The sequence below is a fragment of the Streptomyces sp. NPDC055099 genome (assembly GCF_053607685.1).
In genome coordinates, this window is the sequence record NZ_JBSGUA010000012.1 from 55,997 (window position 1) to 82,911 (window position 26,915).

The 26,915-nt window shown below is 70.4% G+C and carries 25 protein-coding genes; 12 read left to right on the forward strand and 13 right to left on the reverse strand.

The genetic code is table 11. The features are described from left to right. Window positions 1-3: 3 nt before the first annotated feature. Window positions 4-1,206: a sensor histidine kinase gene (locus tag ACWFRU_RS27275; RefSeq protein WP_453690788.1), complete on the reverse strand. Its 1,203-nt coding sequence runs from the start codon at window positions 1,204-1,206 to the stop codon at window positions 4-6. A gap of 162 nt (window positions 1,207-1,368) precedes the next feature. On the opposite strand from ACWFRU_RS27275, the gene ACWFRU_RS27280 reads away from it, so the two are divergent. After that, complete coding sequence (locus ACWFRU_RS27280; RefSeq protein ID WP_453690947.1) at window positions 1,369-2,352, forward strand: SAM-dependent methyltransferase; 984 nt, start codon at window positions 1,369-1,371, stop codon at window positions 2,350-2,352. Here the strand turns inward: ACWFRU_RS27280 and ACWFRU_RS27285 are convergent. Beyond that, window positions 2,317-3,468 (reverse strand): NADH-quinone oxidoreductase subunit D, encoded by a 1,152-nt coding sequence (locus ACWFRU_RS27285; RefSeq protein ID WP_453690789.1) that lies wholly within the window; start codon window positions 3,466-3,468, stop codon window positions 2,317-2,319. The two genes, ACWFRU_RS27280 and ACWFRU_RS27285, sit on opposite strands and share 36 nt — an antisense overlap. Window positions 3,469-3,531: 63 nt before the next feature. On the opposite strand from ACWFRU_RS27285, the gene ACWFRU_RS27290 reads away from it, so the two are divergent. Together ACWFRU_RS27290 and ACWFRU_RS27295 are read left to right on the forward strand one after the other, a co-directional pair. Then, a complete protein-coding gene (locus ACWFRU_RS27290; protein ID WP_453690790.1) occupies window positions 3,532-4,050 on the forward strand; it encodes a PH domain-containing protein in 519 nt (172 codons plus the stop codon). Between the two features lie 14 nt (window positions 4,051-4,064). Next, window positions 4,065-5,390: a PH domain-containing protein gene (locus ACWFRU_RS27295; RefSeq protein ID WP_453690791.1), complete on the forward strand. Its 1,326-nt coding sequence runs from the start codon at window positions 4,065-4,067 to the stop codon at window positions 5,388-5,390. A 149-nt stretch (window positions 5,391-5,539) separates the two neighbouring features. On the opposite strand, the gene ACWFRU_RS27300 is transcribed toward ACWFRU_RS27295, so the two are convergent. The 4 genes from ACWFRU_RS27300 to ACWFRU_RS27315 form a co-directional block, all read right to left on the reverse strand. Continuing rightward, window positions 5,540-6,538, reverse strand: coding sequence for a hypothetical protein (locus ACWFRU_RS27300; protein WP_453690792.1), 999 nt, complete (start codon window positions 6,536-6,538; stop codon window positions 5,540-5,542). A 152-nt stretch (window positions 6,539-6,690) separates the two neighbouring features. After that, window positions 6,691-7,665, reverse strand: a complete 975-nt coding sequence (locus ACWFRU_RS27305) for an ABC transporter substrate-binding protein (RefSeq protein WP_453690793.1) — start codon at window positions 7,663-7,665, stop codon at window positions 6,691-6,693. 58 nt (window positions 7,666-7,723) lie between these two features. Next, window positions 7,724-8,404: an ABC transporter permease gene (locus ACWFRU_RS27310; RefSeq protein WP_453690794.1), complete on the reverse strand. Its 681-nt coding sequence runs from the start codon at window positions 8,402-8,404 to the stop codon at window positions 7,724-7,726. Then, window positions 8,401-9,129, reverse strand: coding sequence for an ABC transporter permease (locus ACWFRU_RS27315; protein ID WP_363210601.1), 729 nt, complete (start codon window positions 9,127-9,129; stop codon window positions 8,401-8,403). The genes ACWFRU_RS27310 and ACWFRU_RS27315 overlap by 4 nt, the downstream gene beginning before the upstream one ends. Before the next feature lie 133 nt (window positions 9,130-9,262). On the opposite strand from ACWFRU_RS27315, the gene ACWFRU_RS27320 reads away from it, so the two are divergent. After that, on the forward strand, window positions 9,263-10,420 hold the full coding sequence (locus ACWFRU_RS27320) for an ABC transporter ATP-binding protein (RefSeq protein ID WP_453690795.1): 1,158 nt from the start codon (window positions 9,263-9,265) through the stop codon (window positions 10,418-10,420). Window positions 10,421-10,484: 64 nt separating this feature from the next. On the opposite strand, the gene ACWFRU_RS27325 is transcribed toward ACWFRU_RS27320, so the two are convergent. Then, window positions 10,485-11,603 (reverse strand): alpha/beta hydrolase, encoded by a 1,119-nt coding sequence (locus tag ACWFRU_RS27325; RefSeq protein ID WP_453690796.1) that lies wholly within the window; start codon window positions 11,601-11,603, stop codon window positions 10,485-10,487. Window positions 11,604-11,790: 187 nt separating this feature from the next. On the opposite strand from ACWFRU_RS27325, the gene ACWFRU_RS27330 reads away from it, so the two are divergent. The 6 genes from ACWFRU_RS27330 (at window position 11,791) to ACWFRU_RS27355 (ending at window position 16,739) form a co-directional block, all read left to right on the forward strand. Next, complete coding sequence (locus ACWFRU_RS27330) at window positions 11,791-13,641, forward strand: phosphatidylglycerol lysyltransferase domain-containing protein (protein ID WP_453690797.1); 1,851 nt, start codon at window positions 11,791-11,793, stop codon at window positions 13,639-13,641. 30 nt (window positions 13,642-13,671) lie between these two features. After that, a complete protein-coding gene (gene folP / locus ACWFRU_RS27335; RefSeq protein ID WP_453690798.1) occupies window positions 13,672-14,544 on the forward strand; it encodes a dihydropteroate synthase in 873 nt (290 codons plus the stop codon). Continuing rightward, window positions 14,541-15,068 carry a nuclear transport factor 2 family protein gene (locus ACWFRU_RS27340; RefSeq protein ID WP_453690799.1) on the forward strand — a complete coding sequence of 176 codons (528 nt, stop codon included), beginning with the start codon at window positions 14,541-14,543 and terminating at the stop codon, window positions 15,066-15,068. Before folP ends, ACWFRU_RS27340 begins: the two co-directional genes overlap by 4 nt. 133 nt (window positions 15,069-15,201) lie before the next feature. Continuing rightward, window positions 15,202-15,561 (forward strand): dihydroneopterin aldolase, encoded by a 360-nt coding sequence (gene folB / locus ACWFRU_RS27345; RefSeq protein ID WP_363210595.1) that lies wholly within the window; start codon window positions 15,202-15,204, stop codon window positions 15,559-15,561. After that, entirely contained in the window at window positions 15,558-16,169 is a 612-nt protein-coding gene (gene folK, locus ACWFRU_RS27350; protein ID WP_453690800.1) for a 2-amino-4-hydroxy-6-hydroxymethyldihydropteridine diphosphokinase, read from the forward strand. Before folB ends, folK begins: the two co-directional genes overlap by 4 nt. Window positions 16,170-16,253: 84 nt before the next feature. Continuing rightward, window positions 16,254-16,739: a DUF3180 domain-containing protein gene (locus ACWFRU_RS27355; RefSeq protein WP_453690801.1), complete on the forward strand. Its 486-nt coding sequence runs from the start codon at window positions 16,254-16,256 to the stop codon at window positions 16,737-16,739. A 31-nt stretch (window positions 16,740-16,770) separates the two neighbouring features. On the opposite strand, the gene folE is transcribed toward ACWFRU_RS27355, so the two are convergent. The 6 genes from folE to dacB all read right to left on the reverse strand — a co-directional run bounded on the left by folE (window position 16,771) and on the right by dacB (window position 24,527). Continuing rightward, window positions 16,771-17,376, reverse strand: coding sequence for a GTP cyclohydrolase I FolE (folE, locus tag ACWFRU_RS27360; protein ID WP_453690802.1), 606 nt, complete (start codon window positions 17,374-17,376; stop codon window positions 16,771-16,773). Between the two features lie 132 nt (window positions 17,377-17,508). Beyond that, window positions 17,509-19,533 carry an ATP-dependent zinc metalloprotease FtsH gene (gene ftsH, locus ACWFRU_RS27365; protein ID WP_363210592.1) on the reverse strand — a complete coding sequence of 675 codons (2,025 nt, stop codon included), beginning with the start codon at window positions 19,531-19,533 and terminating at the stop codon, window positions 17,509-17,511. Between the two features lie 204 nt (window positions 19,534-19,737). Continuing rightward, a complete protein-coding gene (gene hpt / locus ACWFRU_RS27370; RefSeq protein WP_135330538.1) occupies window positions 19,738-20,298 on the reverse strand; it encodes a hypoxanthine phosphoribosyltransferase in 561 nt (186 codons plus the stop codon). 51 nt (window positions 20,299-20,349) lie between these two features. Continuing rightward, window positions 20,350-21,477: a tRNA lysidine(34) synthetase TilS gene (gene tilS, locus ACWFRU_RS27375; protein ID WP_453690803.1), complete on the reverse strand. Its 1,128-nt coding sequence runs from the start codon at window positions 21,475-21,477 to the stop codon at window positions 20,350-20,352. 239 nt (window positions 21,478-21,716) lie between these two features. After that, a complete protein-coding gene (locus tag ACWFRU_RS27380) occupies window positions 21,717-22,835 on the reverse strand; it encodes a zinc-dependent metalloprotease (RefSeq protein ID WP_453690804.1) in 1,119 nt (372 codons plus the stop codon). A gap of 111 nt (window positions 22,836-22,946) precedes the next feature. Continuing rightward, window positions 22,947-24,527 carry a D-alanyl-D-alanine carboxypeptidase/D-alanyl-D-alanine endopeptidase gene (gene dacB / locus ACWFRU_RS27385; protein ID WP_453690805.1) on the reverse strand — a complete coding sequence of 527 codons (1,581 nt, stop codon included), beginning with the start codon at window positions 24,525-24,527 and terminating at the stop codon, window positions 22,947-22,949. A gap of 85 nt (window positions 24,528-24,612) precedes the next feature. On the opposite strand from dacB, the gene ACWFRU_RS27390 reads away from it, so the two are divergent. Beyond that, window positions 24,613-25,101, forward strand: coding sequence for an inorganic diphosphatase (locus ACWFRU_RS27390; RefSeq protein ID WP_135330561.1), 489 nt, complete (start codon window positions 24,613-24,615; stop codon window positions 25,099-25,101). 130 nt (window positions 25,102-25,231) lie between these two features. Further along, complete coding sequence (locus ACWFRU_RS27395) at window positions 25,232-26,905, forward strand: threonine/serine ThrE exporter family protein (RefSeq protein WP_453690806.1); 1,674 nt, start codon at window positions 25,232-25,234, stop codon at window positions 26,903-26,905. Window positions 26,906-26,915: the final 10 nt, after the last annotated feature.

Here is a 26,915-nt window from a genome sequence, read left to right on the forward strand (position 1 = left end):
GTGTCAATTTGCGGGCTTGAGCGGGAGGAGCGCACTGATGCGGAAGCCGCCGCCCGGCCGCGGCCCCGCGTCCAGCGTGCCGCCGACCATGCCGACGCGCTCCCGCATGCCGATCAGGCCGTGCCCGCTGCCGTCCGCGCCGCCGTCCTCGTACAGCTCGTGGGGCGCGCCCTTGCCGTCATCCTCCACGAGCAGCCCCAGGCCGTCGTCGAAGTAGACGAGGCGCACGCTCGCGCCGGTGTTCTCGCCGCCGTGCTTGCGGGTGTTGGTGAGCGCCTCCTGCACGATGCGGTACGCCGTGAGCTCGACGCCGCTGGGCAGCGGACGCGGGGTTCCCTCGACCTTGAAGTCGACCGGGAGGCCTGCCGTGCGCACCTGCTCGATGAGCTCGTCGAGCTGCTCGACGTCGGGCTGCGGGACGTACTCCCCGCTCTCCTGGTGCTCGCCGGTGCGCAGCACGCCCAGCAGCCTGCGCATCTCGGCGAGTGCCTGCCGTCCGGTGCCGGAGATGGTTTCCAGGGCCTGCTTGGCCTGCTCGGGGGCCGCGTCCAGGACGTACGCCGCGCCGTCGGCCTGGACGACCATCACCGAGACGTTGTGCGCGACGACGTCGTGCAGCTCGCGCGCGATCCGGGCCCGCTCGGCGGCCACCGCGACCTTGGACTGCGCCGCCCGCTCCTTCTCCAGGCGGTCGGCGCGCTCCTCCAGCTGCGCGAAGTAGGCGCGGCGGGTGCGGATGGAGTCGCCGAGCACCCAGGCCAGGGCGAACGGCACCATCTGGAAGATCGTGAAGAAGATGCTGCCGAAGGTGCTTATGCTCTCCTCCGGCCAGCGCAGCGACGACAGCGGAGCCGCGCACAGACCACCGATGAGGGCGAACCGCGAAGCCCACTTCGCGCCGTCGGCCGACGCGGTGTAGATGATCACCAGCATCGCGAAGTCGGCCGGCATCGTCTTCACGTCGAAGATCAACTGGGCGACGCCGAGCACCACGGCGAGGATGAGCATCTTCTCGACGTACTTGCGGCGCAGCGCCACCACGACGGACATGCCGAGGACGATGACGGCGGCCGCGACCTTCGGGTCACGGCCTTCCCCCTCGGCCATGGAGACCAGACCGATGCCGGACACGCCGAGCAGGACGAGGGCCCAGAAGCCATCGACCCCGGTCGGGTGTCTGCGGAGGAAGTCATAGACGCGCTGCACGTAACCCAGCGTAGGCAGCGCGACGGCCCTGCGGGGTCAACCGGAGGTCCGATCCGTACCGCTCGCGTGTACTCCCCAAGGTGGAGGCCCGCTTAGCCTTCTCGCGTGACGAACGAGGTCCCAGGTGAGCGGAAAGACGCGCGGCGTGGCTGGCGGGAGGCCATGCAGGCCGCTCTGTACGGCCCCGGCGGCTTCTATCTGCGCCCCGAGGGGCCCGCGGGACACTTCCGGACGTCGGTGCACGCCTCGGCCCATTTCGCGGGCGCGGTGGCCCGGCTGCTGTGCCGGGTGGACGAGGCGCTCCACCACCCGGACGAGTTGGCCTTCGTCGATCTTGGCGCGGGACGCGGCGAGTTGACCGCGGGCGTCCTTCACGCGCTGCCCGCCGACGTGGCGCCACGCGTGCGTGCCTGCGCGGTCGAGCGGGCCGCCCGCCCGGCGGGACTCGATCCGCGCGTCGAGTGGCACGACCTGCCGCCCACCGGGGTCACCGGCCTGCTCTTCGCCAACGAGTGGCTCGACAACGTCCCCCTGGACGTCGTCGAGGTGGACTCCGAAGGCCTGGTCCGGCAGGTGCTCGTCGGCGACTACAGCAGCGAGTCCCTCGGCGACCCGGTGCGGGGCGCGGACGCCTCCTGGCTCGCGCGCTGGTGGCCGCTCGCCCCGGAGCCCGGCCTGCGCGCCGAGATCGGCCGTCCCCGGGACGAGGCGTGGGCGGCGGCCGTGGCGACGCTGACGCGCGGCCTGGCGGTCGCCGTGGACTACGCGCACGACCGCGCCGCACGGCCGCCCTTCGGGACGCTGACCGGCTTCCGAGGGGGCCGCGAGGTGGCGCCGGTGCCCGACGGCACGTGCGACATCACCGCCCATGTGGCCCTGGACGCGTGCGCGCTGCCCGGAGCCCGTCTGCTCACCCAGCGGGCGGCCCTGCGGGCGCTCGGCGTGCACGGTGGCCGCCCGCCGCTCTCCCTGGCCTCCAGTGATCCGGCGGCGTACGTGCGTGCCCTCACGCGCGCGGGAGAGGCCGCCGAGCTGACCGCCGAGGGCGGGCTCGGCGACTTCGGGTGGCTGATCCAGCCCGTGGGAATCGATGACGCGCCCGGCAGGCCGCTACTTGTCGATGTCGCCGACCACGAAGAACAGTGACCCCAGGATCGCCACCATGTCGGCGACCAACTGCCCCGGCAGCAGTTCGGCGAGGGCCTGGATGTTGTTGTACGACGCCGAGCGGAGCTTCAGGCGGTACGGGGTCTTCTCGCCCTTGGAAACCAGGTAGTAGCCGTTGATGCCCAGAGGGTTCTCGGTCCACGCGTACGTGTGGCCCTCGGGAGCCTTGAGCACCTTCGGGAGGCGCTGGTTGACCGGCCCCGGCGGCAGCTCGGCGAGCCGCTCCAGGCAGGCGTCGGCGAGGTCGAGGGCGTTGTGGGTCTGCTCGAGGAGGCACTCGAAGCGGGCCAGGCAGTCGCCCTCCTGACGCGTGACGACCTTCAGGGTGTCCTGGAGCTCCCCGTACGCGAGGTACGGCTCGTCGCGGCGCAGGTCGAAGTCGACTCCGGAGGCGCGGGCGATGGGACCGCTCACTCCGTAGGCGTGCACCGCCTCCGGGGACAGCACTCCGACGCCGCGCGTACGGCCCCGGAAGATCTCGTTGCCGAGCACCAGCTTGTCGTACACGTCCATGCGGGAGCGGACCGATGCGACGGCCGCACGCGCGCGCGTGGCCCATCCGGCGGGCAGGTCCTCCTTGAGGCCGCCCACGCGGTTGAACATGTAGTGCATGCGGCCGCCGGAGATCTCCTCCATCACGTTCTGGAGCTCCTCGCGCTCCCGGAAAGCGTGGAACACCGGGGTGATTCCGCCCAGTTCGAGGGGATAGGAGCCGAGGAACATCAGGTGGTTGAGGACGCGGTTCAGCTCGGCGAGCAGGGTGCGCATCCAGACGGCGCGCTCGGGCACCTCCATGCCGAGCATCCGCTCCACGGCGAGGACGACCCCGAGCTCGTTCGAGAACGCGGAGAGCCAGTCGTGTCGGTTGGCAAGGACCACGATCTGCCGGTAGTCGCGCGCCTCGAAGAGCTTCTCCGCCCCGCGGTGCATGTAGCCGATGACCGGTTCCGCCTGCTGGATCCGCTCGCCGTCGAGGACGAGGCGCAGCCGCAGCACGCCGTGCGTGGACGGGTGCTGCGGGCCGATGTTGAGCACCATGTCGGTGCTCTCCGCGGCGCCGCCGATGCCGAGCGTGGTCTCCGTCGTGGGGCTCATGCGCGCATTCTCTCGTACGCGCGCTCCTACGCGACTGTCACATCGGCTACGTACGCTTGAGGCATGGAAACGGGGACGGCGGGACCTGCACGGCCCACGCGGCCGGGAGAGTCGGACGCGGAGCCGGTGTGGACCGGGCTGCCGCGGGGGGTGCTGCGGATGCGGCGACTGCTCCTCGTGGTGTGGCTCGTGCCGCTCGCGGCTGCCGTCGGGGTGCTCCTGTGGATCTTCGCCGGGCCCTCGTGGGCGGCGTTCGCGGCCGTCCCGCTGGCGTTCGTCGCGTGGGGCTGGCCGATGCTGGGGCGCAACTGGCGCTCGTGGCGGTACGCGGAGCGGGTGGACGACCTCCTGATCAGCCGGGGCGTGCTCTGGCGCGAGGAGACCGTCGTCCCGTACGGCCGGATGCAGCTCGTCGAGGTGACATCGGGACCCGTGGAGCGCTACTTCGGCCTGGCCGGGGTGCAGCTGCACACGGCGGCCGCCGCCACCGACGCCCGCATCCCCGGCCTCGTGCCCGAGGAGGCGGAGCGGCTGCGCGACCGGCTCACCGAACTGGGCGAGGCCCGCTCGGCGGGGCTGTGAACGGCGTACGGGAAGTGGCCGGGGAAGAACACGTCCCCGGCGTCGAGGTCGTGCGAGAGAGGCGTCTGCACCCCGTCACGCCCCTGCGCAGGGCCTGGGCCCCGGTCGCGGTCCTCGTGGGCTTCGCGGTGCACGACCCGGGCGGCACGCAGCGGCGGGTCTCCGAACTCCCCGTGACGGGGCTGCTCGCGGGCGTCGCCGCCACCCTCCTGGGCGGCGCCCTCTACGGCTTCATGAGCTGGTGGTTCACCCACTTCGCCGTCACCGACACCGAACTGCGCATCCGCACGGGCCTGATCTTCCGGCGTACGGCGCACATCCGGCTCGACCGGCTCCAGGCGGTGGACGTGACGCAGCCGCTCGCGGCCCGTATCGCGGGCGTCGCCAAGCTCAAGCTGGACGTCGTCGGCACGGAGAAGAAGGACGAACTGGCCTTTCTGGGGCAGGAGGAGGCCTCTTTCCTGCGGGCCGAACTCCTCGCGCGTGCGGCCGGTTTCGCGCCCGAGACGGCGCACGAGGTCGGTGAGGCGCCGGTCAACAACCTGGTGCACGTACAGCCGCGCATGCTCGCCATCGCCCTGCTGCTGACCGGCACGACGTGGACGATGCTCGTCGCCACGCTCATCGTGCCGCCCTTCCTGTGGTTCGTCACCCACAACCTGTGGACGGTGCTCGCGACGGGACTTCCCATGCTGGGCGGCGCGTTCGCCGGGAGCGTGGGGCGGTACATCGGGGAGTACGACTGGAAGGTGGGCGAGTCCCCCGACGGCCTGCGCATCGACCACGGGCTGCTCGACAAGGCGCACGAGACGGTGCCCCCGGGGCGCGTGCAGACGGTGCGCGTCGTGGAGCCCTGGCTGTGGCGGCGGCGCGGCTGGGTGCGGGTGGAGCTGGATGTCGCGGGCTCCTCCAACGGCGTCCTGGTCCCGGTCGCGCCGCGGGAGGTCGCGGAGGCCGTGATCGCGCGCATCCTGCCGGGGGTGCGGGTGCCGGACGCCGCCGAGCTCGTGCGGCCTCCCGCGCGGGCCGCGTGGTGCCTTCCGGTGTGGTGGAAGGGGTACGGCCTGACGGTGACGGACACGGTGTTCGCGGCGCGGCACGGCCTTCTGCGCCGCCGCCTGTCCCTGGTCCCGCACGCGAAGGTGCAGAGCGTGCGGCTCACGCAGGGGCCCTGGGAGCGCTTCAAGGAAGTGGCGGACGTGCACGTCGACACGGGCGCAGGCAAGACGGTGACGGCACGGTTGCGGCCAACACAGGAGGCGGCCGCGCTGCTGTCCGCACAGGCGGAGAGGTCCCGTACGGGACGGAGGACCGCGCGGCCGGACCGGTGGATGGCCTGACAGGCTGAAAACCCAGCGCTCCCGCACGGGACGCAAGAGGGCGCGGTCGGACCGGTGATGACGTGACGGGCTGGAATTCAGCCCGTCCGGCGTTTGAGGACGAACCCGGCGGAGCCGGTGATGACGGCGGCCAAGGCCCAGGGGCCCGCCTACGCCCGCAACGCCGTCCGCAGCTCCGCCACGTCGATCTGCTCGGTCTCGTCATGCTCCGTCAGGTCGATGACCTGGCCCACGGCGCGGTCCGAGCCCTCCGCGGGGGCCTTGAACTCCGCCTCGGACTCCGCCTTGTGCACGGCGAGTGCCTCCTCGCCCACGACGTCCGCGAGGTCCTCGTTCTGCACGGACTCCAGCGCACCGGCCGTCGCCTCGCTCTTCGTGCCGAAGAAGTCGAAGCCGCCCTGGACGCTCTGGCGTCGCCTCTGCGCGGGCGGCGCGACGGCGACCGCGCGCTCATGCCCGCCGTATCCCTCGGCCGCCCCGGACTTCCCCCGCGCTTCGTCCCCGTCCGCGCGCTGCCGGGAGGCATCACCCTCGGGGGACGGCTTCGGAGTCAGCCGGTCAAGCGCCATGTTCGCCCTGGCGTACAGCGACGGGGGCGCGATCGACCCCGGGCGCACGACGGGAGCCGGCGCCTCGACGCGGGCCGCGGGCTCCGCGGGCGTGGGGGCCGGGGGCAACGCCCGCGCGGGGGTGGACGCCTCGATGGCGAGCAGCCGCCGCCCCTCGAGGGCGCTGGCGCGCTCGGTCTCCGCTGTCGCGTACCGCCGCAGGAGCGCCGCGTGTTCGTTGCGCAGGGCGGCCAGCTCGGCCCGCTTGGAGCGGAGCTTCTTCTCCAGACGGCCCCGGATCTCGCGGGACTCGTCGAGATCGGACTCGCACTCGGCTATGCGTTCCTCGTAGCGCCACTCGTCGCTCTTGCGGGCCCGGCCCAGCTCGGCGACCTGCTTGCCGGCCGCCAGGTCCCAGCGGCGCATGACGACCGAGCCCACGACGGCAGCCGCCGCCGCGGCGGCGACCAGGCCGCGGAGCACGACGGGTTCCGCGAACAGCCAGGCGCCACCGGCGCAGACAACGGAGAGGCCTGCGACCGTCGAGGGAGGAAGCAGCCTGTGCAGGGGTGGGGAATGGCGGTGACGTCCACGTGGCATGGCCAGAAACTTACCGCGCGTAGGCGAACTATGGTGCCCCGCCCGCCAAAATGAGAGCGTCACAGCGCTAACTCCCCACCCTTCACGATCCTCTTCGGCCACTCAACTCCACTTTCGGCCGTGCCACTTCGAGGATGCTCCTCCTTCCCGCACTACTTCTTGATCAATCCCTTCGACTCCAGATACTCCTTGGCGACATCGGCTTCCTTCTGCCGCTCCACATCGACCTTCCGGTCGAGTTCCGCGAGATCTTCCGTCGTCAGGGTCTTGGTCAGCTTCCCGAGCGCGTCGGCTATCTCCTTGTCGCCCGCTTCCTTCGCGTTCACAACCGGAAGGATGTTGTCCGCGTTCTGCAGCTTCTTGTCGTCCTCAAGGGCCACCAGACCGAAGCTGTCGAGCGTCGCGTCGGTGGTCGTGGTCAGCACCACCTGGTCCGTGCCATTCTTCACGGCCTGCTTGGACTGCGTGGTGCCGACGCCCTTGGGGTCGATTCCCGCGACATCGATGCCGTACGTCTTCTTGAGTCCCGGGGCGCAGAACGGGCGCGACTCGCATTCGTCACTCGCGGCGATCTTGACCTTCTCGCCGGACTTACCGAGATCCGAAAGCGTCTTGAGCTTGTGCTCCTTCGCGTATTCCTTGCTCACCGCGAACGCGTTCTGGTCGACCGCCCCGCCGACGGGAAGCACCTTCAGTCCCTGCGGTTCCGCGAGCTTCTTCAGCGCGGCCACCGTGTCGTCCACGTCATTCGAGGCGACCGGCTTCGCCTTCGGGCCGTTCTTGCCGAGGTTGAGGAACTCCGCGAGGGTCGCCGCGTATTCGGGGGCGACATCGATGGAGCCCTTCTTGAGCTCGGGTTCGTACACCTCGCGGTTCTGGACGGTCTTGACCTCGGCGTCGTATCCGGCGTCCTCGAGCACGCCCACATAGAGCTCGGCGAGCACCTTCTGCTCGGTGAAACGGGCCGACCCGACCACTATCTTGCCCTTGCCGCCCGCCTTGTCCCCTTCGCCCTTGCCGTCCTTCTCCAGGCTGTCCCCGCCGCACGCGGTGAGCCCCGCGGTCAGCGCCACGACGGCCACGGCCGCCCCTGCCATCCGTCGTGCGCGACGCGTTGTGCTGTTCATGGGTGAACCACCATTTCGAAAGACCCGGGAAAACTGGAAACCTTGAGGATCTCGGGAATCACCGCGCGACCCCCGAGCGCCCTCGTATGGGACTGAACACCTTCCCCACCACGACGAGCACCACCTCCACGAAGAGCGCGAGAAGCGCCACAAGAAGCGCGCCCGCCACCACCTGGGGCGTGTTCTGCAGGTTGAACCCGGCGGTGATGATCCGGCCGAGGCCCCCCTCGCCCGCCATCGCGGCCAGCGTCGCCGTGGCGACGACCTGCACGCCCGCGGACCGCACGCCGGTCATGATCAGCGGATACGCGAGGGGCAGTTCGACCCGCGCGAACAACTGGCGGCCGCTCATGCCCATCCCCCGGGCCGCCTCCACCACCGCCCGGTCGACCTCACGCATCCCGATGTACGCGTTGGTCAGCAGCGGCGGCACCGCGAACAGGACGAGCGCGATCAGCGTCGGCACGTCCCCGTGCTCGCCGAGCGGGGTGAGCGTGAGCAGCACGAGCACGGCGAGCGTCGGCACCGCGCGGCCGATGTTCGAGATGTTCACCGCGAGGGCGCCGCCCTTGCCGATGTGACCGAGGTAGAGAGCGATCGGCAGCGCGATCAGGCACGCGACGGCGAGGCAGACCCCGCTGAAGTAGAGGTGCTCGGCGAGGCGGTGCCACACCCCCTTCTCGCCCTGCCAGTTGGCACTCGTGGTCAGCCAGTCGTACGCGCCGGTTATCGCGTTCATGCGGGTTCAGCCACCTTGGCCGTGCGCTCCGCCGGGGCGGGACGCTTCGTACGTATGCGGTGGACGCGGGTCCAAGGAGTCAGCCACCGCTGTAGCGCGAGGAGGAGCAGGTCGGCGACGACCGCGAGGACCACGCAGAGCGCGGACGCGGTCAGCACCTGTGCCTTGAAGGTCGTGTCGAGGCCGTCGAGGATCAGCGATCCGAGGCCTCCGTAGTCGACGATCGCTCCCACTGTCGTCAGCGCCACCGTCGACACCGTGGTGATGCGGACTCCGGCCAGCAGGGCGGGCAGCGCGAGCGGCAGTTCCACCTCCCACAGCAGCCTCAGCGGGCCGTACCCCATCCCCTTGGCCGCGTCCCTGGCCTCGTCCGGCACGGCCTGGAGCCCCGCCAGGATGTTCCGCACCAGGATCGTCAGGGAGTACAGCACGAGGCCCGTGACGACCAGCGACGCCGAGAGGCCGAAGAACGGCAGAAGGAGCGAGAACATCGCGAGCGAGGGAACGGTGTAGAGCACGGTCGTCACGCCGAGGATCGGTCCCGCCAGGAAGCGCCAGCGCCGGGCGAGCAGCGCGAGCGGCAGCGAGACGGCGACACCGATGGCGACCGAGGCGGCGGTGATGCCCACGTGCTGCACGGTGGCGTCGATCAGCTCCTGGCTGCGGGAGCGGACGTACTCCCCGCAGATCCAGTCGTTCGTCACCAGACAGTTCTCTTCGCTCATCCCGCCCCACTCCCCCCGCAGTCCCGTTTCCTGAGGCCGTCTGGCGACCCTAACGCGCAGCACCGACAATCGCCGAGACTCGTCGTGCTGGCGCAACATGGGCTTTACACAACGCCCGCAACAATGGGGAATCATGATCCGGTTCGAGCACGTCACCAAGCGGTACGAGGACGGCACCACGGCCGTCGACGACCTGTCCTTCGAGGTCGCCGAGGGTGAACTGGTCACGCTCGTCGGCCCGTCGGGCTGCGGCAAGACGACGACGATGAAGATGGTGAACCGCCTCATCGAGCCGTCCGAGGGCCGGATACTCGTCGCGGGCGAAGACATATCGACCACCGATCCGGTGCAACTCCGGCGCCGTATCGGCTATGTCATCCAGCAGGTGGGCCTCTTCCCGCACAAGACGGTCCTGGAGAACACGGCGACCGTCCCGCACCTGCTCGGCGTGAAGCGCGGCAAGGCCCGCGAGCGTGCCGCCGAACTCCTCGACCTGGTCGGCCTCGACCCCGCCACCTTCGGCGACCGCTACCCCGAGCAGCTCTCCGGAGGGCAGCGCCAGCGGGTCGGTGTGGCCCGCGCGCTGGCGGCCGACCCGCCCGTGCTCCTGATGGACGAGCCGTTCGGCGCGGTCGACCCCGTGGTGCGCGAGCACCTGCAGAACGAGTTCCTCCGCCTCCAGCAGGCCGTCCGCAAGACCGTCCTCTTCGTCACGCACGACATCGAGGAGGCCGTCCGCCTGGGCGACCGCATGGCGGTCTACGGAGACGGGCGCATCGAGCAGTTCGACACCCCCTCGACGATCCTGGGCGCCCCGGCCAACGCGTACGTGGCGGACTTCGTCGGCGCGGACCGCGGCCTCAAGCGCCTCTCCGTGACGCCCATCGAGGAGGGCGACCTGGAGCAGCCCCCCGTCGTGCACCTGGACGACCCGCTGCCCGCGCGGCTCGACGCCCAGTGGGCGGTCGTCCTGGACGGCGAGAACAACCTGCACGGCTGGATCTCCGCCGAGGACGCGCACGGCGCCGGGGGGACCGTCAGGGATCACGCCCGCCGCATGGAGGCATGGCTCCCGGTGGGCGCCACCCTGAAGCAGGCGTTCGCCACGATGCTCCAGCACGACGCGGGCTGGATCGCGGTCATCGACAAGGACAGCGAGGGCCGCTTCCTGGGCGTCCTCACCCCGGCGCGGCTGCACGAGGCGCTGCGCAGGTCGACGGCGGCCGACGCGCGCGACATCGCGCGCGGGGAGGTCGAGTTGGAGACGATCACGGCCATCAGCAAGCCCTGAGGCGCCACTTGCCCTGCTGAGGCGCCACTTGCCTCGCTGAGGCGCTCCTTGTCCCGCTGAGCCGCTACTTGCCGTTCAGTCGCCCGCTGATCCACTCCAGGGTCGCGGGGATCTCCCTGCGCCAGGTGTTGAAGTTGTGCCCGCCGCTCTCCAGCGTGATGGACGAGACCTTGGTGGGCGACTTCACCTTGCCGATGAACTTCTTGGTGTCCGCGAAGTTGTCCTCTCCTTGTTTGCTGGTGGTGACAAGGAGGGACGTCTTGGGCGCCGGCATGTGGTCGAGGTACCACATGAGGTCGGCCCGCTCCTCCAACTCCTTGTCGCCGTGGAAGAGATCGCCGGTCGTCACGTCGATGGGCGCCTTGTAGTACGCGGAGAGGCCCGCCCCGGCGGCGTACACGTCGGGATGGTGCATGGCGAGCTTCAAGGCGCAGTAGCCGCCCGTGGAGTCACCGATGACGCCCCAGCTCCCCGTGGTGCGGCCCGCCCTGTAGTGCTCGGAGATGGCGCCCGGCAGGTCCTTGGCGAAGAACGTCTCGGCCTGCGGTCCACCGGGGATGTCCACGCACTCGGTGTCGCGCGGCGGCGCCACGGTGGGCCGCATCATGACGAGGATCATCGGCTCCATCTTGTCCCGCCTGACCAGCGAGTGGGCGGTCTGCGGGTAGTGCAGGCCCTTGATCAGCGCCTCGGCGGTGCCGGGGTAGCCGGTCAGCACGACGGACACCGGGAACGTGCGGTTCTTGTACCGCGGCTGGAAGTACTCGGGCGGCAGATAGACGTACGCGGGGCTGGCTATGTCCGCCTCCTTCCCGCTGACGACCACCTTCTGGATCTGGCCGCCGGTCGAGGGCCTGCCGCCGCCGGGCACGTTCACGGGCCGGGTGCCGCGTACGTCGACCGGGGAACCGCCCTTGGCCGGATCGTGGTCGACGACGACACCGGGGCTCGTCTCCTGGCCGAAGAGGTCCGCCCACGTGGCGTAGAAGCCGAACGCCTGGTTGGCGGCGAGGCCGACCGAGGCGAAGATCGCCAACTGGGTGGCGATGAGCAGCCCGACGCGGCCGGTGACGGCCCGCCAGGACTGGCGGGCCAGACGCGGCCAGAACCAGACCGTGCCGATGAACAGCAGGACGGCGAGGAGAACCGCCAACACGAGGAGCTTGTTGCTCGTCAGACCCATGGAACGTTCTGCCTGCGCTTTCTGCCTGATCCGTAGTTCTTTTCCGGCGGTTTTCCGGTCGGGAGTGAACCCGACTCCCAGAAGGACCGTCCTAGAGGTCGCAATGTCGCCGGATGCCGTTTTGGTGCCGGAATCAAGGTCTCTCGCAGAACCACGGGATGCGATGTCTGTCAGGATAGATGCGGAAATGTCGGGTGGGGTTCCGGACAGTGAGGGCAGCCGCCCCGAGGGACGGCGCCGTACCGGCGGGCTCCGTGACGGCAGAATCGGTCGGCTGTTCCGAGGCCCACGCCCCGAGTCCGTACCGACCCTCGTCGCCCGTGCCTGCACCCTCGTGGGCCTGCTGAACATAGCGGCCGGCGTCTTCCCGCGCTTCCGGCACAGCCGCATGCACGCCATCGCCGAGGTCCTGCCCGGCGCGCTCGGCCCCTTCGCCGCCGCGCTCGCGCTCAGCTCCGGCGTCCTCCTGCTGCTTCTCGCGCACGGCCTGCGGCGCCACAAGCGGCGGGCCTGGCGGGCCGCCGTGGTGCTGCTCCCGGCCGGTGCCGTCGCGCAGTTCGCCTACCGGCACTCGGTCATCGGCGTACTGATCTCAGGGGCCCTCCTGACGCTGCTCCTTCGCCACCGGGGCGAGTTCGCCGCGCTGCCCGACCCGCGCAGCCGCTGGCGCGCGTTGGCCAACTTCGTTCTCCTCGGGGCCGGTTCCCTCGTCCTCGGCCTCGTGATCGTCAGCGCCCACCCGGGCAAGGTCATCGGCGACCCGAGCATCACGGACCGCCTCACCCACGTCCTGTACGGCCTGTTCGGCTTCGAGGGCCCGGTCGACTACTACGGGACCACGTCCTGGACCGTCGCCTACTCGCTGGGCGCGCTCGGCATGCTGACCGCCCTCACCACCATCTACCTGGCCTTCCGCCCCGAACACCCCGCCGCGCGCCTCACCGAGGACGACGAGGCCAAGCTGCGCGCCCTGCTCGACAAGCACGGCGCCCGCGACTCCCTCGGCCACTTCGCGCTCCGCCGCGACAAGGGCGCCGTCTTCTCCCCCAGCGGCAAGGCCGCGGTCACCTACCGCGTCGTCTCCGGGGTGATGCTCGCGAGCGGCGACCCCATCGGTGACGTGGAGGCCTGGCCCGGCGCCATCGAACGCTTCATGGACGAGGCCAAGGCCCACTCCTGGACGCCCGCCGTGATGGGCTGCTCCGAGACCGGCGGCGAGGTCTGGACCCGCGAGACCGGCCTGGACGCCCTCGAACTGGGCGACGAGGCGGTGGTGGACGTCGTGGATTTCTCCCTGTCCGGGCGTGCGATGCGCAACGTACGCCAGATGGTCAAGCGGATCGAGCGGAATGGCTACGAGACGCGCGTACGGCGCGTGCGTGACCTCGGGGAGCGCGAACTGGAGCGGATACAGCGCGCCGCCGACGACTGGCGCGGCACCGACACCGAACGCGGCTTCTCCATGGCGCTCGGCCGCATCGGTGACCCGGACGACGGCGACTGTCTGATCGCCACCGCCCACAAGGCGGACGACGAACCGGGCCCCTACGGAGACCTCAAGGCGATCCTCCACTTCGTCCCCTGGGGCAAGGACGGCGTCTCCCTGGACCTCATGCGCCGCGACCGCGCCGCCGACCCCGGCATGAACGAGCTGCTCATCGTGGCCGCCCTGCAGGCCGCCCCGAAGCTCGGCATCGCGCGCGTGTCCCTCAACTTCGCGATGTTCCGTGCGGCCCTCGCCCGCGGCGAGAAGATCGGCGCGGGGCCCGTCCTGCGCGCCTGGAGGGGCCTGCTCGTCTTCCTCTCGCGCTGGTTCCAGATCGAGTCGCTCTACAAGTTCAACGCGAAGTTCCGCCCCCGCTGGGAGCCCCGCTTCGTCGTCTACCGCTCCTCCAAGGACCTCCCCCGCATCGGCTTCGCGGCCATGCAGGCCGAGGGCTTCGTGACCCTCGCGATGCCCCGCTTCCTGCGCCGGGCGGGCGCACAGCGCCGCCCCTGCCCGCACCGGACCGCAGAGCGTGAGGTCCGGGCGGCGTAGCGCCCGCCCGCTCGGGCCTAGGCTGGAGGCATGAGTACGTTGCGCGGGCGGGGACCGGTCGAGGGGCTGCCCCACTGGGGCCGCTGTGCGGTCATGGGGGTCGTGAACGTGACCCCCGACTCCTTCTCCGACGGGGGCCGCTGGTTCGACACCACGGCCGCCGTCAAGCACGGCATCGACCTGGTCGCCCAGGGCGCCGACCTGGTCGACGTGGGCGGTGAGTCCACCCGCCCCGGCGCCACGCGCGTGGACGAGGACGAGGAGCTGCGGCGCGTGGTCCCCGTCGTGCGGGGCCTGGCGGCCGAAGGCGTGACGGTCTCCGTGGACACCATGCGCGCCACCGTCGCCGAGCAGGCACTGGCCGCGGGCGCCGTCCTGGTCAACGACGTCAGCGGCGGCCTCGCCGACGAGCGCATGGTCCCCGCGGTCGCCGCCGCGGGCGCGCCCTTCGTGGTGATGCACTGGCGCGGCTTCCTCGCCGACATCCACGCCACGCCCGTGTACGAGGACGTGGTCTCCGAAGTCGTCGACGAGCTGCACGCGCGCGTGGAGGCCGCCATCGAGGGCGGCATCGCCCCCGAGCGCATCGTCGTCGACCCCGGCCTCGGCTTCTCCAAGAACGCGGAGCACGACCTGGCGCTCCTGGCGCGCATCGACCGGCTGCGCGAGCTCGGCCACCCGATCCTGGTCGCCGCGTCGCGCAAGCGCTTCCTCGGCCGTGTCCTGGCCGGTCCCGAGGGCTCTCCGCCGCCCGCCCGCGAGCGCGACGCGGCCACCGCCGCGGTCTCCGCCATCGCCGCCCACCAGGGCGCGTGGGCGGTCCGTGTGCACGAGGTGCGGGCCACCGCCGACGCCGTCCGTGTCGCACACGCCGTGACCAGCGCGGCGGGCGGTTCTCGGTGACCGGGGCCAGGACCGACGTCGAACAGGTCGAGCTGGCCAACACGGCCTTCTACGAAGCACTGGAGCGCGGCGACTTCGACGAGCTCTCCGACCTCTGGCTGGACGCGGACGCGGCGCCCGAGGCGCACGACCCCGACGCCCGGGACGACGAGGACATCGCGGAGGACCGCGCCGAAGCCGCGATCTCCTGCGTCCACCCCGGCTGGCCGGTGCTCACGGGCCGCGGCGAGGTCCTCAGGTCGTACGCGCTGATCATGGCGAACACCGAGTACATCCAGTTCTTCCTGACCGACGTGCACGTCGGCGTGGCCGGTGACACCGCCCTGGTGACCTGCACGGAGAACATCCTCAGCGGCGGCCCGCCGCCCGAGGCGGGCGGCGAACTCGGTCCGCTCGTCGGCCAGCTCGTCGTCGCCACCAATGTGTTCCGGCACACAGTCGACGGATGGAAGCTCTGGTCGCACCACGCCTCACCCGTACTCGCCGAAACCGACGACGAAGAGGGCGAGGACACACCCTCTTGAGTGGGTAGGGGCGATTCCGGGAGCCCCCGCGGACGAGGGCTGTCAGTGCGCGCAGGTAGATTCGATCGAGGCTGGTGTGCCGACCGCACTCGGTGCAGGCCTGCCGATAACGACGATTGCAGGAGTGATTCGCGTGGATCGTGTCGCGCTGCGCGGCCTCAAGGCCCGTGGACACCACGGTGTCTTTCCGCGGGAACGCGAAGAGGGCCAGACCTTCATCGTGGACCTGGTGCTTGGCCTGGACACCCGTGCGGCCGCCGCCGACGACGACCTGGCGAAGACCGTGCACTACGGCATCGTGGCCGAGGAGGTCGTGGCCGCCGTCGAAGGCGACCCGGTGGACCTCATCGAGACCCTCGCCGAGCGCATCGCACAGACGTGTCTGAAGCACGAAGGAGTCCTGGAGGTCGAGGTGTGCGTCCACAAACCGGACGCCCCGATCACCGTCCCCTTCGACGACGTGACCGTCACCATCACCCGGAGCCGAGTATGACCGCGTTTTCCACGCAAGGGCAGAGCGACCCGACCGTCCAGCCGGTGCCCACCGCCGTCGTGGAGCAGGTCGACGCCGCCGACACCACCCTCTCCAACCCCAAACGCGCCGTGATCGCCCTCGGCAGCAATCTCGGCAACCGTCTGGAGACGCTGCAGGGCGCCGTCGACGCCCTGGAGGACACCCCCGGCCTGCGCGTCAAGGCCGTCTCCCCGGTGTACGAGACGGAGCCCTGGGGCGTCGACCCCGGCACCCAGCCGTCGTACTTCAACGCGGTGGTCGTGGTGAAGACGACCCTGCCGCCCTCCTCGCTCCTGGAGCGGGCCCACGCCATCGAGGAGGCCTTCCACCGCGTCCGGGACGAGCGCTGGGCCGCCCGCACGATCGACGTCGACATCGTGGCGTACGCGGACATCGTCTCGGACGACCCCGACCTCACCCTCCCCCACCCGCGCGCGCACGAACGCGCCTTCGTCCTGGCCCCCTGGCACGACGTGGAGCCCGAGGCCCAGCTGGCGGGACGCGGCGAGGTGGCCGACCTGCTCGCCAAGGTCACCCGCGAGGGCGTCACGCCCCGCGTCGACCTGGAACTCCGCCTGCCCGAGTAATCGTTAGGGTCTATCGGACCCGCACGATCGAGATCGACGAGAAGCTCGGCAAGAAGCGGTCCGTACGACGATGAAGGGTCATCCGTGAAGCAGCTGCGCATCAGGACACTGATCGGCCTCTTCCTGGTGGCCGGCGTGCTGTCCTGGGCGGGCGCCCGGCTGTGGGACTCCGTGGGCACCCTCCCGCGGGTCCCGCTGGCCGCGCCCATCGTGCTCGCGGTGATCGCGGCCGTGCTGCTTGCCACGGCCCTGTCCCTACGCGCCCGGCTGCGCGCCCAGCGCGAGCGACGTCCCGGGGCCAAGGGCGTCGAGCCGCTGATGGCCGCCCGCGCGGTCGTCTTCGGCCAGGCGAGCGCCCTGGTGGCCGCCCTGGTCGCCGGGATGTACGGCGGCACGGGCGCCTTCCTCCTGGAGTACCTGAACGTCCCGACCCGCCGCGACCAGGCGATCTACGCCGGTCTCTCCCTGGTGGCCGGCATCGCGGTCATAGCGGCGGCCTTCTTCCTGGAGCGCGTCTGCAGGCTCCCGGAGGACGACGACGAGACCGGCGGAACGGCCGCGGCCGCCTGAAGCGGCCGGGCGCGGACCGGAGCGTCCGCCGCTAGCGCGCCATGATCAGGCTCATCGCCTCGTTGCGCGTCGCGGGGTCGCGGAGCTGCCCGCGCACCGCCGAGGTGATCGTCTTGGCGCCGGGCTTGCGCACCCCGCGCATGGTCATGCACATGTGCTCGCACTCGACGACCACGATGACGCCGCGCGGCTCCAGGATCTCCATCAGCGAGTCGGCGACCTGCGTGGTCAGCCGCTCCTGGACCTGCGGACGGCGTGCGTACACGTCCACGAGGCGGGCGAGCTTCGAAAGGCCGGTGATCTTGCCGTCGGAGGACGGGATGTAGCCGACGTGCGCGACACCGTGGAAGGGCACCAGGTGGTGCTCACAGGAGCTCTGCACCTCGATGTCCTTCACCAGGACCATCTCGTCGTGGCCGAGGTCGAACGTCGTCGTCAGGACGTCCTCGGGCTTGAGCCACAGACCGCCGAATATCTCCTTGTACGCGCGTGCCACGCGGCCCGGAGTCTCCCGCAGGCCCTCGCGGTCCGGGTCCTCCCCGACCGCGATCAGCAGCTCACGCACGGCGTTCTCGGCCCGCTTCTCGTCGAAAACGCCGATCGTGCCCTCGCCGTCCAGCGTCACGGGGTCGGTCATCTGTGCCTCGTTCCTTGCGTTTCATGCGTCACTGCGTACGAAAGCGCTACTGCGTACGAAAAAACTGCGCCCCCCAGGCTAGAACCAGGGGGGCGCAGCTTCCATTCCGGGCCTGTTGAGGCGACCGGGGGATCAGCCTTCGGGGCGATCCTCCTTGGTCACGTCGATCGGCGTCTCAGTCGGGCCCGCGGTCACCGCGGGCGTGGCGCCGTTCGCACCGTTCGTCAGTGACAGCTCCCGGGGGGAGAGCACCGGCGGGCGGGTCGAGGGCGTGCGCCGCGAGGAACCGGTCCACGCCGGGCGGGCCGGACGCTTCACGATGCCGGCGAAGACCTCGGCGATCTGCTCCTTGTTCAGCGTCTCCTTCTCGAGGAGCTGCAGAACCAGGTTGTCGAGAACGTCGCGGTTCTCGACGAGGATCTCCCAGGCTTCGTTGTGCGCGGTCTCGATGAGCTTCTTGACCTCTTCGTCGACCAGCGCCGCGACCTCTTCCGAGTAATCGCGCGGGTGACCCATCTCGCGGCCCAGGAACGGCTCGGTGTTGTCGCCACCGAACTTGATCGCGCCGAGCCGCTCGGTCATGCCGTACTGCGTGACCATGGCCCGTGCGGTCGCGGTGGCCTTCTCGATGTCGTTCGCCGCGCCCGTCGTCGGGTCGTGGAAGACGAGCTCCTCGGCCGCGCGCCCGCCCAGCATGTACGCGAGCTGGTCGAGCATTTCGTTGCGCGTGGTCGAGTACTTGTCCTCGTCCGGCAGGACCATCGTGTAACCGAGGGCTCTGCCGCGCGACAGGATCGTGATCTTGTGGACCGGGTCCGAGTTCGGAGACGCCGCCGCGACCAGGGCGTGTCCGCCCTCGTGGTACGCGGTGATCTTCTTCTCCTTGTCGGACATGATCCGCGTCCGCTTCTGCGGACCGGCCACGACACGGTCGATCGCCTCGTCGAGCGAGTGGTTGTCGATCAGCTTCTTGTCGCCGCGCGCCGTGAGGAGCGCCGCTTCGTTCAGCACGTTCGACAGGTCGGCGCCGGTGAAGCCCGGCGTACGCCGTGCCACCGCGCCCAGGTCGACGTCCGGGGCGACCGGCTTGCCCTTCTGGTGAACCTTGAGGATCTCCAGACGGCCCTGCATGTCCGGACGGTCGACCGCGATCTGACGGTCGAAACGGCCGGGACGAAGCAGCGCCGGGTCGAGGATGTCGGGCCGGTTCGTGGCGGCGATCAGGATGACGCCGCCCTTCACGTCGAAGCCGTCCATCTCGACGAGCAGCTGGTTCAGCGTCTGCTCGCGCTCGTCGTGACCGCCGCCCATACCGGCACCGCGGTGCCGGCCGACGGCGTCGATCTCGTCGACGAAGACGATCGCCGGGGCGTTCGCCTTGGCCTGCTCGAAGAGGTCACGTACACGCGACGCACCGACACCGACGAACATCTCGACGAAGTCGGAACCGGAGATCGAGTAGAACGGCACGCCGGCCTCACCCGCGACGGCGCGCGCGAGGAGCGTCTTGCCCGTACCGGGCGGCCCGTAGAGGAGCACGCCCTTGGGGATCTTCGCTCCGACGGCCTGGAACTTCGCAGGCTCCTGGAGGAATTCCTTGATCTCGTGGAGTTCCTCGACGGCCTCGTCCGAGCCGGCGACGTCGGAGAACGTCGTCTTCGGGGTGTCCTTGGTGATGAGCTTCGCCTTGGACTTCCCGAACTGCATGACCCGGGAGCCGCCGCCCTGCATCTGATTCATCAGGAACAGGAAGACGACGACGATGAGTACGAAGGGGAGCAGGGAGAGCAGGATGCCGACGAACGGGTTCTGCTTCGACTCCGAGACGGTGTAACCGTCCGGGATCTTCTTGTCCTCGAACTTCTCCTGCAAGGTGTTGGCGATGGCGACACCCTGGTCGCCGATGTAGCTCGCCTGGATCTTGCTGCTGTCCTTGACCTTCTGGCCGTCCTTGAGCTCGACCTTGATGGTCCGCTCGTCACCGGTCGTGAGCTTGGCGGATTCGACCTTGTCGTCGTTGATCGCCTGCACAACCTGGCCGGTGTCCACCGTCTTGTAGCCGCCGGACGAACCGACGACCTGCATCAACACGACCACGGCAAGGACGGCCAGCACGATCCACATGACTGGCCCACGGAAGTATCGCTTCACGTCCATCCATACGGAGCGATGACGCCCCGTCCCTCCTGCCATAGTGAGTTTGATAAAGACTGTTCTTCGGACGGTACCCCAGCATTGTCACCCGAAGCCGCACGGGACGGCTGACAAACCCGTCTTCGCATGCTTCAACGCGGGGAAACGGGTGAGGGTTCCCGGCCGCCTCCGACGAGTTGGCCGGGGGAGGGCCGGGAGGCCCGGTGATCAGCCGCCGTACACGTGCGGGGCGAGGGTGCCGACGAACGGCAGATTGCGGTACTTCTCCGCGTAGTCCAGGCCGTACCCGATGACGAACTCGTTCGGGATGTCGAAGCCGACCCACTCCACGTCGATCGCGACCTTGGCCGCCTCGGGCTTGCGAAGGAGCGTGCACACCTTCAGCGACGCGGGCTCGCGCGAGCCGAGGTTGGAGAGCAGCCAGGACAGCGTCAGACCGGAGTCGATGATGTCCTCGACGATCAGGACGTGCTTGCCCTTGATGTCGGTGTCCAGGTCCTTGAGGATCCGCACGACACCGGAGGACTGGGTGCCCGCGCCGTACGACGACACGGCCATCCAGTCCATGGTGAGCGGGGTGGACAGCGCACGCGCCAGGTCCGCCATGACCATCACCGCGCCCTTGAGCACACCGACGATCAGCAGGTCCTTGCCCGCGTACTCCGCGTCGATCTTCGCTGCCAGCTCCGCCAGCTTCGCGTCGATCTCTTCCTTGGTGATGAGCACCGACTGAAGGTCGGTGCCCATGTCTTTCGCGTCCACCCGCATCACTTTCGGTCGTCCGTCACACCGGCTGTGCGAGGCCCAGGGGCCCCTCGGTCAACAGCCTTGCCGGATCACCAGTCTGCCACCCTGGCGCTGGGCGACGACTTTGCCCGGGAGATTGATGGCTCCCTGGCCGCGCCAGCCCGTGATCAGCCGGTCGACCTCTTCGAGGTGCCGGGCGAACAGCGCACCGGCCGGGGCGCCCGCCTCGATGGCGGCGCGGCGGACGATGCGGCGGCGGACGGCGGGCGGCAGGGCGTAGAGCTTGGCGCACTCCAGGAGCCCCGCCGCGTCGCGCACGGAAGCTTCCGCCTGTGCGGCCCAGTGGTCCAGGGCGTCGGCGTCGTCCCGGGACAACTGGGCCGTACGGGCGAGTGCTTCCACGACGCCCTTGCCGAGGGCCTTCTCCAGGGCGGGCAGGCCCTCGTGCCGCAGCCGCGAGCGCGTGTAGGCGGGGTCGGTGTTGTGCGGGTCGTCCCAGACGGGCAGCGACTGGACCATGCAGGCCTTGCGGGCGGTCTGCCGGTCGATGTGCAGGAAGGGGCGGCGGTAGCGGCGGTCGGCTCCCGGGCCGCCCGAAACGGCCGCCATCCCGGACAGGGAGCGGATGCCGGAGCCCCGGGCGAGACCGAGCAGGACGGTCTCCGCCTGGTCGTCGCGGGTGTGGCCGAGCAGGATCGCGGCGGCGCCGTGGCGCTCGGCGACGGCGTCGAGCGCGCCGTATCTCGCGTCGCGGGCCGCGGCCTCGGGGCCGCCGTCCCTGCCGACGTCGACGGCCACGGACTCGATGGGGTCGAGGCCGAGGGCGGTGAGCCGCGAGACGACCTCGGCGGCGCGCAGCTCGGACCCGTCCTGCAGTCCGTGGTCGACGGTGACGCCGCCGGCACGGATGCCGAGTTTGGGGGCCTCGAAGGCGAGGGCGGAGGCGAGCGCCATGGAGTCGGCGCCACCGGAGCAGGCGACAAGGACGAGTGGCGACGTGGCCCGCTCGCGTGGAGGGTGGGGGTGCGCGGGGCGTGGGGGGACGAGCTCGGGGGTGCGCTGTGCGTCGGGGGCGCGCTGTGCTTCGGGCCGCCGTAGATCGGCGCGCTGGGCGTCGGTGCGCTGTACGTCGGTCAGTACGTCGTGGAGTACGCGGCGGACCGCCAGGCGTATCGCCGCGACCGCAGGATGGGGACCCATGTCCGGTTCCCTTCATGAAGTTCGGGGGTGAGCCTCGGACCTGTCACTCCTCAGGACCACACTCGGGAGATCGGGCCTCAGGCAGATCCCCAGAGGTTAGTCACTCAGAGTGTGTCGATGGTGACAGAGCCGAGCCGTTCCCCGAGCATTGCACGCCTACCCATGGCTCACGGTCCCTCGGACGGGTGATTGCAGGGGCGTTCGCCTGCCATCGGCCGCAACTCGCTCCCCTGCTGTCCTCAGTCTCCCTTACGGTGCACCCGCGCGACCCAGTCCGCCGGTTTGGCGATCTCCGACTTGGTGGGCAGCGTGTTCGGCGAAGTCCAGACCCGGTTGAAGCCGTCCATTCCGACCTCGCCGACGACCGCGCGCACGAAACGCTCGCCGTCCCGGTATTGGCGCAATTTCGCGTCAAGGCCGAGCAGCTTGCGCAGGGCTTGGTCAAGGCGGCTCGCCCCGCGCGCCCTGCGCTGCTGGAATTTCTCCCGGATCTCGGCGACGGACGGCACCACGTCGGGCCCGACTCCGTCCATCACGAAGTCGGCGTGGCCTTCGAGGAGCGACATGACCGCCGTGAGCCGGGCGAGGATCTCGCGCTGGGCGGGGGTCTGGACGAGCTCCACGATGGAGCGGCCCCCGTCGTCCTCCTCGCCCTCGGGGCGGCCGCCCGCGAGGGACTGCGCCGCTTCCCTGATGCGTTCCAGGACCGTCATCGGGTCGACCTCGGTCTCCGAGAGGAACGCCTGGATCTCGCCTTCGAGGTGGTCACGCAGCCAGGGCACGGCCGAGAACTGCGTGCGGTGCGTCTCCTCGTGCAGGCACACCCAGAGCCTGAAGTCGTGGGGGTCCACGTCCAGTTCGCGCTCGACGTGCACGATGTTCGGCGCCACGAGGAGGAGCCTGCCGCCGCCGTGCTCTCCCGCGGGGAGGTCGCGGGTGGCCGGGGCGAAGGTCTCGTACTGCCCGAGGACGCGGGAGGCGAGGAAGGAGAGCAGCATGCCCAGCTCCACGCCGGTGACCTTGCCGCCGACCGCGCCGAGCACGGCGCCCGGACCGCCCGAGCGACGGTCCTGCATCTTGTCCAGGAGGGGCTTGAGGATCTCCCGGAAACCGGCGACGTTCGCCTTGATCCATCCGGCGCGGTCGACGACGAGCACCGGGGTGTCGTGGATGTCCTCCGTGCCCATCCGGGTGAAGGCCCGGACGTGCTCCTCCGAGGACTTCGCATGCTTCCGGAGCTCGGCGACGATGGCGCGTGCCTCGTCCCGGCTCACTTCTGGACCCGGCCGCACGAGCCGGGTCGCGGTCGCCACCGCGAGATTCCAGTCGACCATCTCCGCACCACCGATGCTCGTCATGCGTCAACGGTACGTGGTCGTGTCCGCCCGCGGAGGGGGTTGAACCCCGAGATTGCCCCACTCCGCGCCCGTAGGGGTCAACGAGGCGGGGCGAAGGTCAGCGGCGAAAGGTCACCGGCAACCGCACTTCGCCACCGCTGACGCCATCTCGTCCAGCGCCGCCTGGGCCGCCTTCGGGTCCGTCGTGCCGGTGGTCATGAAAGCGAAGACCAGGAGGCGGCCCTCCGCGTCGACGACCGTGCCCGCCAGGGTGTTCACGCCCGTCAGGGTGCCGGTCTTGGCACGGACGACGCCGGTGCCCGGGGAGTCCTTGGGGTAGCGGTCCACCAGGGTGCCCGTGAAGCCCGCCACCGGCAGGCCCGTCACCACGGAGCGCAGTTCGGGGTGGGCGGGGTCGGCGGCGCGGGCCAGCAGCGCGGCGAGCAGCTCAGCCGAGCTGCGGTCGGCCCGGTCCAGGCCGCTGCCGTCGGCGAACTTCGTGCCCTTCAGCGGCAGCTGCGCCTTCTTGAGCTGGGCGTCGATGGCCCTGCCCGCGCCGTCGAAGCTCGCGGGCTCCTTCGAGGCGAGCGCCGTCTGGCGGGCCAGCGCCTCGGCGATGTCGTTGTCGCTGTGCGTCAGCATCCGCTCGACGAGGGCCGACAGGGGCGGGGACTCGACCTCGGCCAGCGAGTCGGCCCGGTCGCCCGCCTTGGACGGGCCGGGGTCCTTCTTGTCCTTCCCGACGGTGCCGGTCTCGATGCCCTCCTTCTCCAGGAGGCCGGCGAACTTCTTCGCCGCGTCGCCCGCCGGGTCGCCCGACCGGGGAGCCGGGCCGCTGGAGGAGTCGTCGAGGCGGCCCTCGTCGGCCATCAGGGCGCTGACCAGGGTGAGGTTCTCGTTCGGGCCGATGGGGTGCTGCTGCTCCCCGCTGTAGAGCGAGGTGTCGTACGTCAGGGTCACCTTCTCGGTGCCGCGCTCCTTCAGGGCGCGCGCGGTGTCCTTGGCCAGCTTCCGCAGGCTGGCGGCGCTTCCCGCGTAGGGGCCGTCCTTGCGTGCGGTGAGCGTGGGGTCGCCGCCGCCGACCAGGACGACCTCCTTGGAGTCCGGTTCGATGACCGTCTTCGTGGTGATGCGGTGGTCCGCCCCGGCCGCGGTCAGTGCCGCGACCGCCGTGGCGATCTTCGTGGTGGACGCGGGCGTCAGGGCCTCGCCGCCGCCCTTGCCGTAGACCCGCCGCCCGGTGCCGGCGTCGATCACGACCGCCGAGCGCTCGGGGCCCAGCGCCTTGGCCTTCAGGAGCGGATCGAGGACCCCCGCCACCGCCTTGCCGTCCGGTGCGGGCGCGGAGCCGCCGTGCGCGGAGCCGGCCGGCACACCGAGGCCCTTGAGCACGGACGGGGCGCTCGGGGCGTCCGCCGGAGCCCGTCCGGACGTACGACCGCCGTGATCTGTGCCACCCCCGGCCTCCTGAGAGGCCGCCCAGTCCCGCTCGGCCGTACGCTGACCGGAGGAGTCCCAGGGGCCGGCCGCGGCCACGGCACCAGCCGCGATCGCGAGTCCGACGGTGGCCGCACCCGCCGTGAGCTGCAAAGTCTTGCGCTTCGCAGGAATTTTGAGAGCGGCGGAGATCTTGGGAGCCGACGGCTTGGGAAGCTGCTCGAGGAGCTTCCCGACCTGCTGCCGGGTCTGCTGCCAAGGCTTGAGCTCGGGCACGACGACCAGCCCCTTTCGCGATCACACATCTGCGTGAGGGACACTTAACCACCCGAAGTATGTGCTGATCATGGAGGAGCCACCCGTGGAGTTCGACGTCACCATCGAGATTCCGAAGGGTTCGCGGAACAAGTACGAGGTGGACCACGAGACCGGCCGGATCCGCTTGGACCGTCGCCTCTTCACGTCGACCAGCTACCCCGCGGACTACGGCTTCGTCGAGAACACCCTCGGCGAGGACGGTGACCCGCTGGACGCCCTCGTCATCCTGGACGAGCCGACCTTCCCGGGCTGCCTCATCAAGTGCCGCGCGATCGGCATGTTCCGGATGACCGACGAGGCGGGCGGCGACGACAAGCTGCTCTGCGTCCCGGCGTCGGACCCCCGCGTGGAGCACCTGCGCGACATCCACCACGTCTCCGAGTTCGACCGCCTGGAGATCCAGCACTTCTTCGAGGTCTACAAGGACCTGGAGCCCGGCAAGTCCGTCGAGGGCGCCGACTGGGTCGGCCGCGCGGACGCCGAGGCCGAGATCGAGAAGTCGTACAAGCGTGCGGAGGCCCAGGGTCACTGAGTGCCCCTGCACCTCCCCTGACGGGCCGCGCGATCTTCACGAAGACCGCGCGGCCCGTTCGCGTATCTGTGCGCATACTGTTCGTACTGGAGGTGCACAAGGTACGTATGTGGGAGCGAGGCAAGTGAAAGTGGCTGACCAGGAGGCCGAAGACCGCAAGCCACAGTCGGACGAGGCCCGGAGCGCGTTCGCTCAGCCGGCCGGCGTGATGCAGCAGCCACCACCGCCCGAGGACGAGTCGCAGACGACCTCCGAGTTCGCGATCCCGAACGGCCTTGCGAGTCCCGCGTCGACCACGCAGGAGACGGAGAAGTCGGCGTTCACCACGCCGAACACCTACAGCTCCCGCAACGCGCCGCCCGCGTTCACGCCCCCGCACGGCATACCCCTGGTGAAGCTCACCAAGGAGACGCCCTGGCAGGACCAGATGCGCACGATGCTGCGCATGCCGGTCGCCGAACGGCCCACTCCGGAGGCCACGCAGAAGCACGAGGACGAGACCGGGCCCGCGGTGCCGCGTGTGCTCGACCTGACCCTGCGTATCGGCGAGCTGCTCCTCGCGGGCGGCGAGGGCGCCGAGGACGTGGAAGCGGCGATGTTCGCCGTCTGCCGCAGTTACGGCCTGGACCGCTGCGAGCCGACCGTCACGTTCACCCTGCTGTCGATCTCGCACCAGCCCTCCCTGGTGGAGGACCCGGTCACCGCCTCCAGGACGGTGCGCCGCCGGGGCACCGACTACACCCGTCTCGCGGCCGTCTTCCAGCTGGTGGACGACATCAGCGACACGGACATCGACATCACCCTGGAAGAGGCCTACCGCCGTCTGGCGGCGATCCGGCGTAACCGTCACCCGTACCCCGGATGGGCGCTCACGGCGGCCAGCGGGCTGCTCGCGGGGTCGGCCTCCGTGCTCGTCGGCGGTGGCGCCCTTGTCTTCCTGGTCGCGGCGTTCGGCGCGATGCTCGGCGACCGGCTCGCCTGGCTGTGCGCGGGCCGCGGCCTTCCGGAGTTCTACCAGTTCGTGGGGGCCGCGATGCCGCCCGCGGCGATGGGCGTCACGCTCAGCCTCGTGCACTCCCAGGAGGTCAACGCCTCCGCCGTGATCACCGGTGGGCTCTTCGCGCTGATCCCCGGAAGAGCCCTGGTCGCGGGCGTCCAGGACGGCCTGACCGGCTACTACATCACGGCGGCCGCCCGCCTTCTGGAGGTCTGCTATCTCGTCGTGGGCATCGTCTGCGGCGTCCTGCTCGTCCTGTCGCTCGGCGTGATGCTCGACGCGACGAGCCTGCAGCCGGAGACGGCGTTCGTGGCGACCGACTCGCGCCCGGTGATCCAGATCCTGGCGTCGATGGCGCTGAGCCTCGCCTTCGCGATACTGCTCCAGCAGGAACGTCACACCGTGCTGATGGTGACCCTCAACGGCGGTATCGCCTGGGTCATGTACGGGGCGCTCGCGCAGACCTCGCTCGCGCTCTCGCCGGTCGCGGCGACGGCCGTCGCCGCCGGGCTCGTGGGCCTGTTCGGCCAGCTCTTCTCGCGCTACCGCTTCGCTTCTTCACTGCCGTACGTCACCGCGGCCATCGGCCCGCTGCTGCCCGGTAGCGCCACGTACTTCGGTCTGCTGGCGCTCGCGCAGAACGACATGAACACGGGCATCAACTCGCTCACCAAGGCGGCGGCGACGGCACTGGCCATCGCGATCGGCGTGAACCTGGGCAGCGAGGTGTCGCGGATGATCCTCAAGATCCCGGGCGCCACCACCGCGGCGAACCGCCGGGCGGCCAAGCGGACCCGAGGCTTCTAGCCCCGGGTCC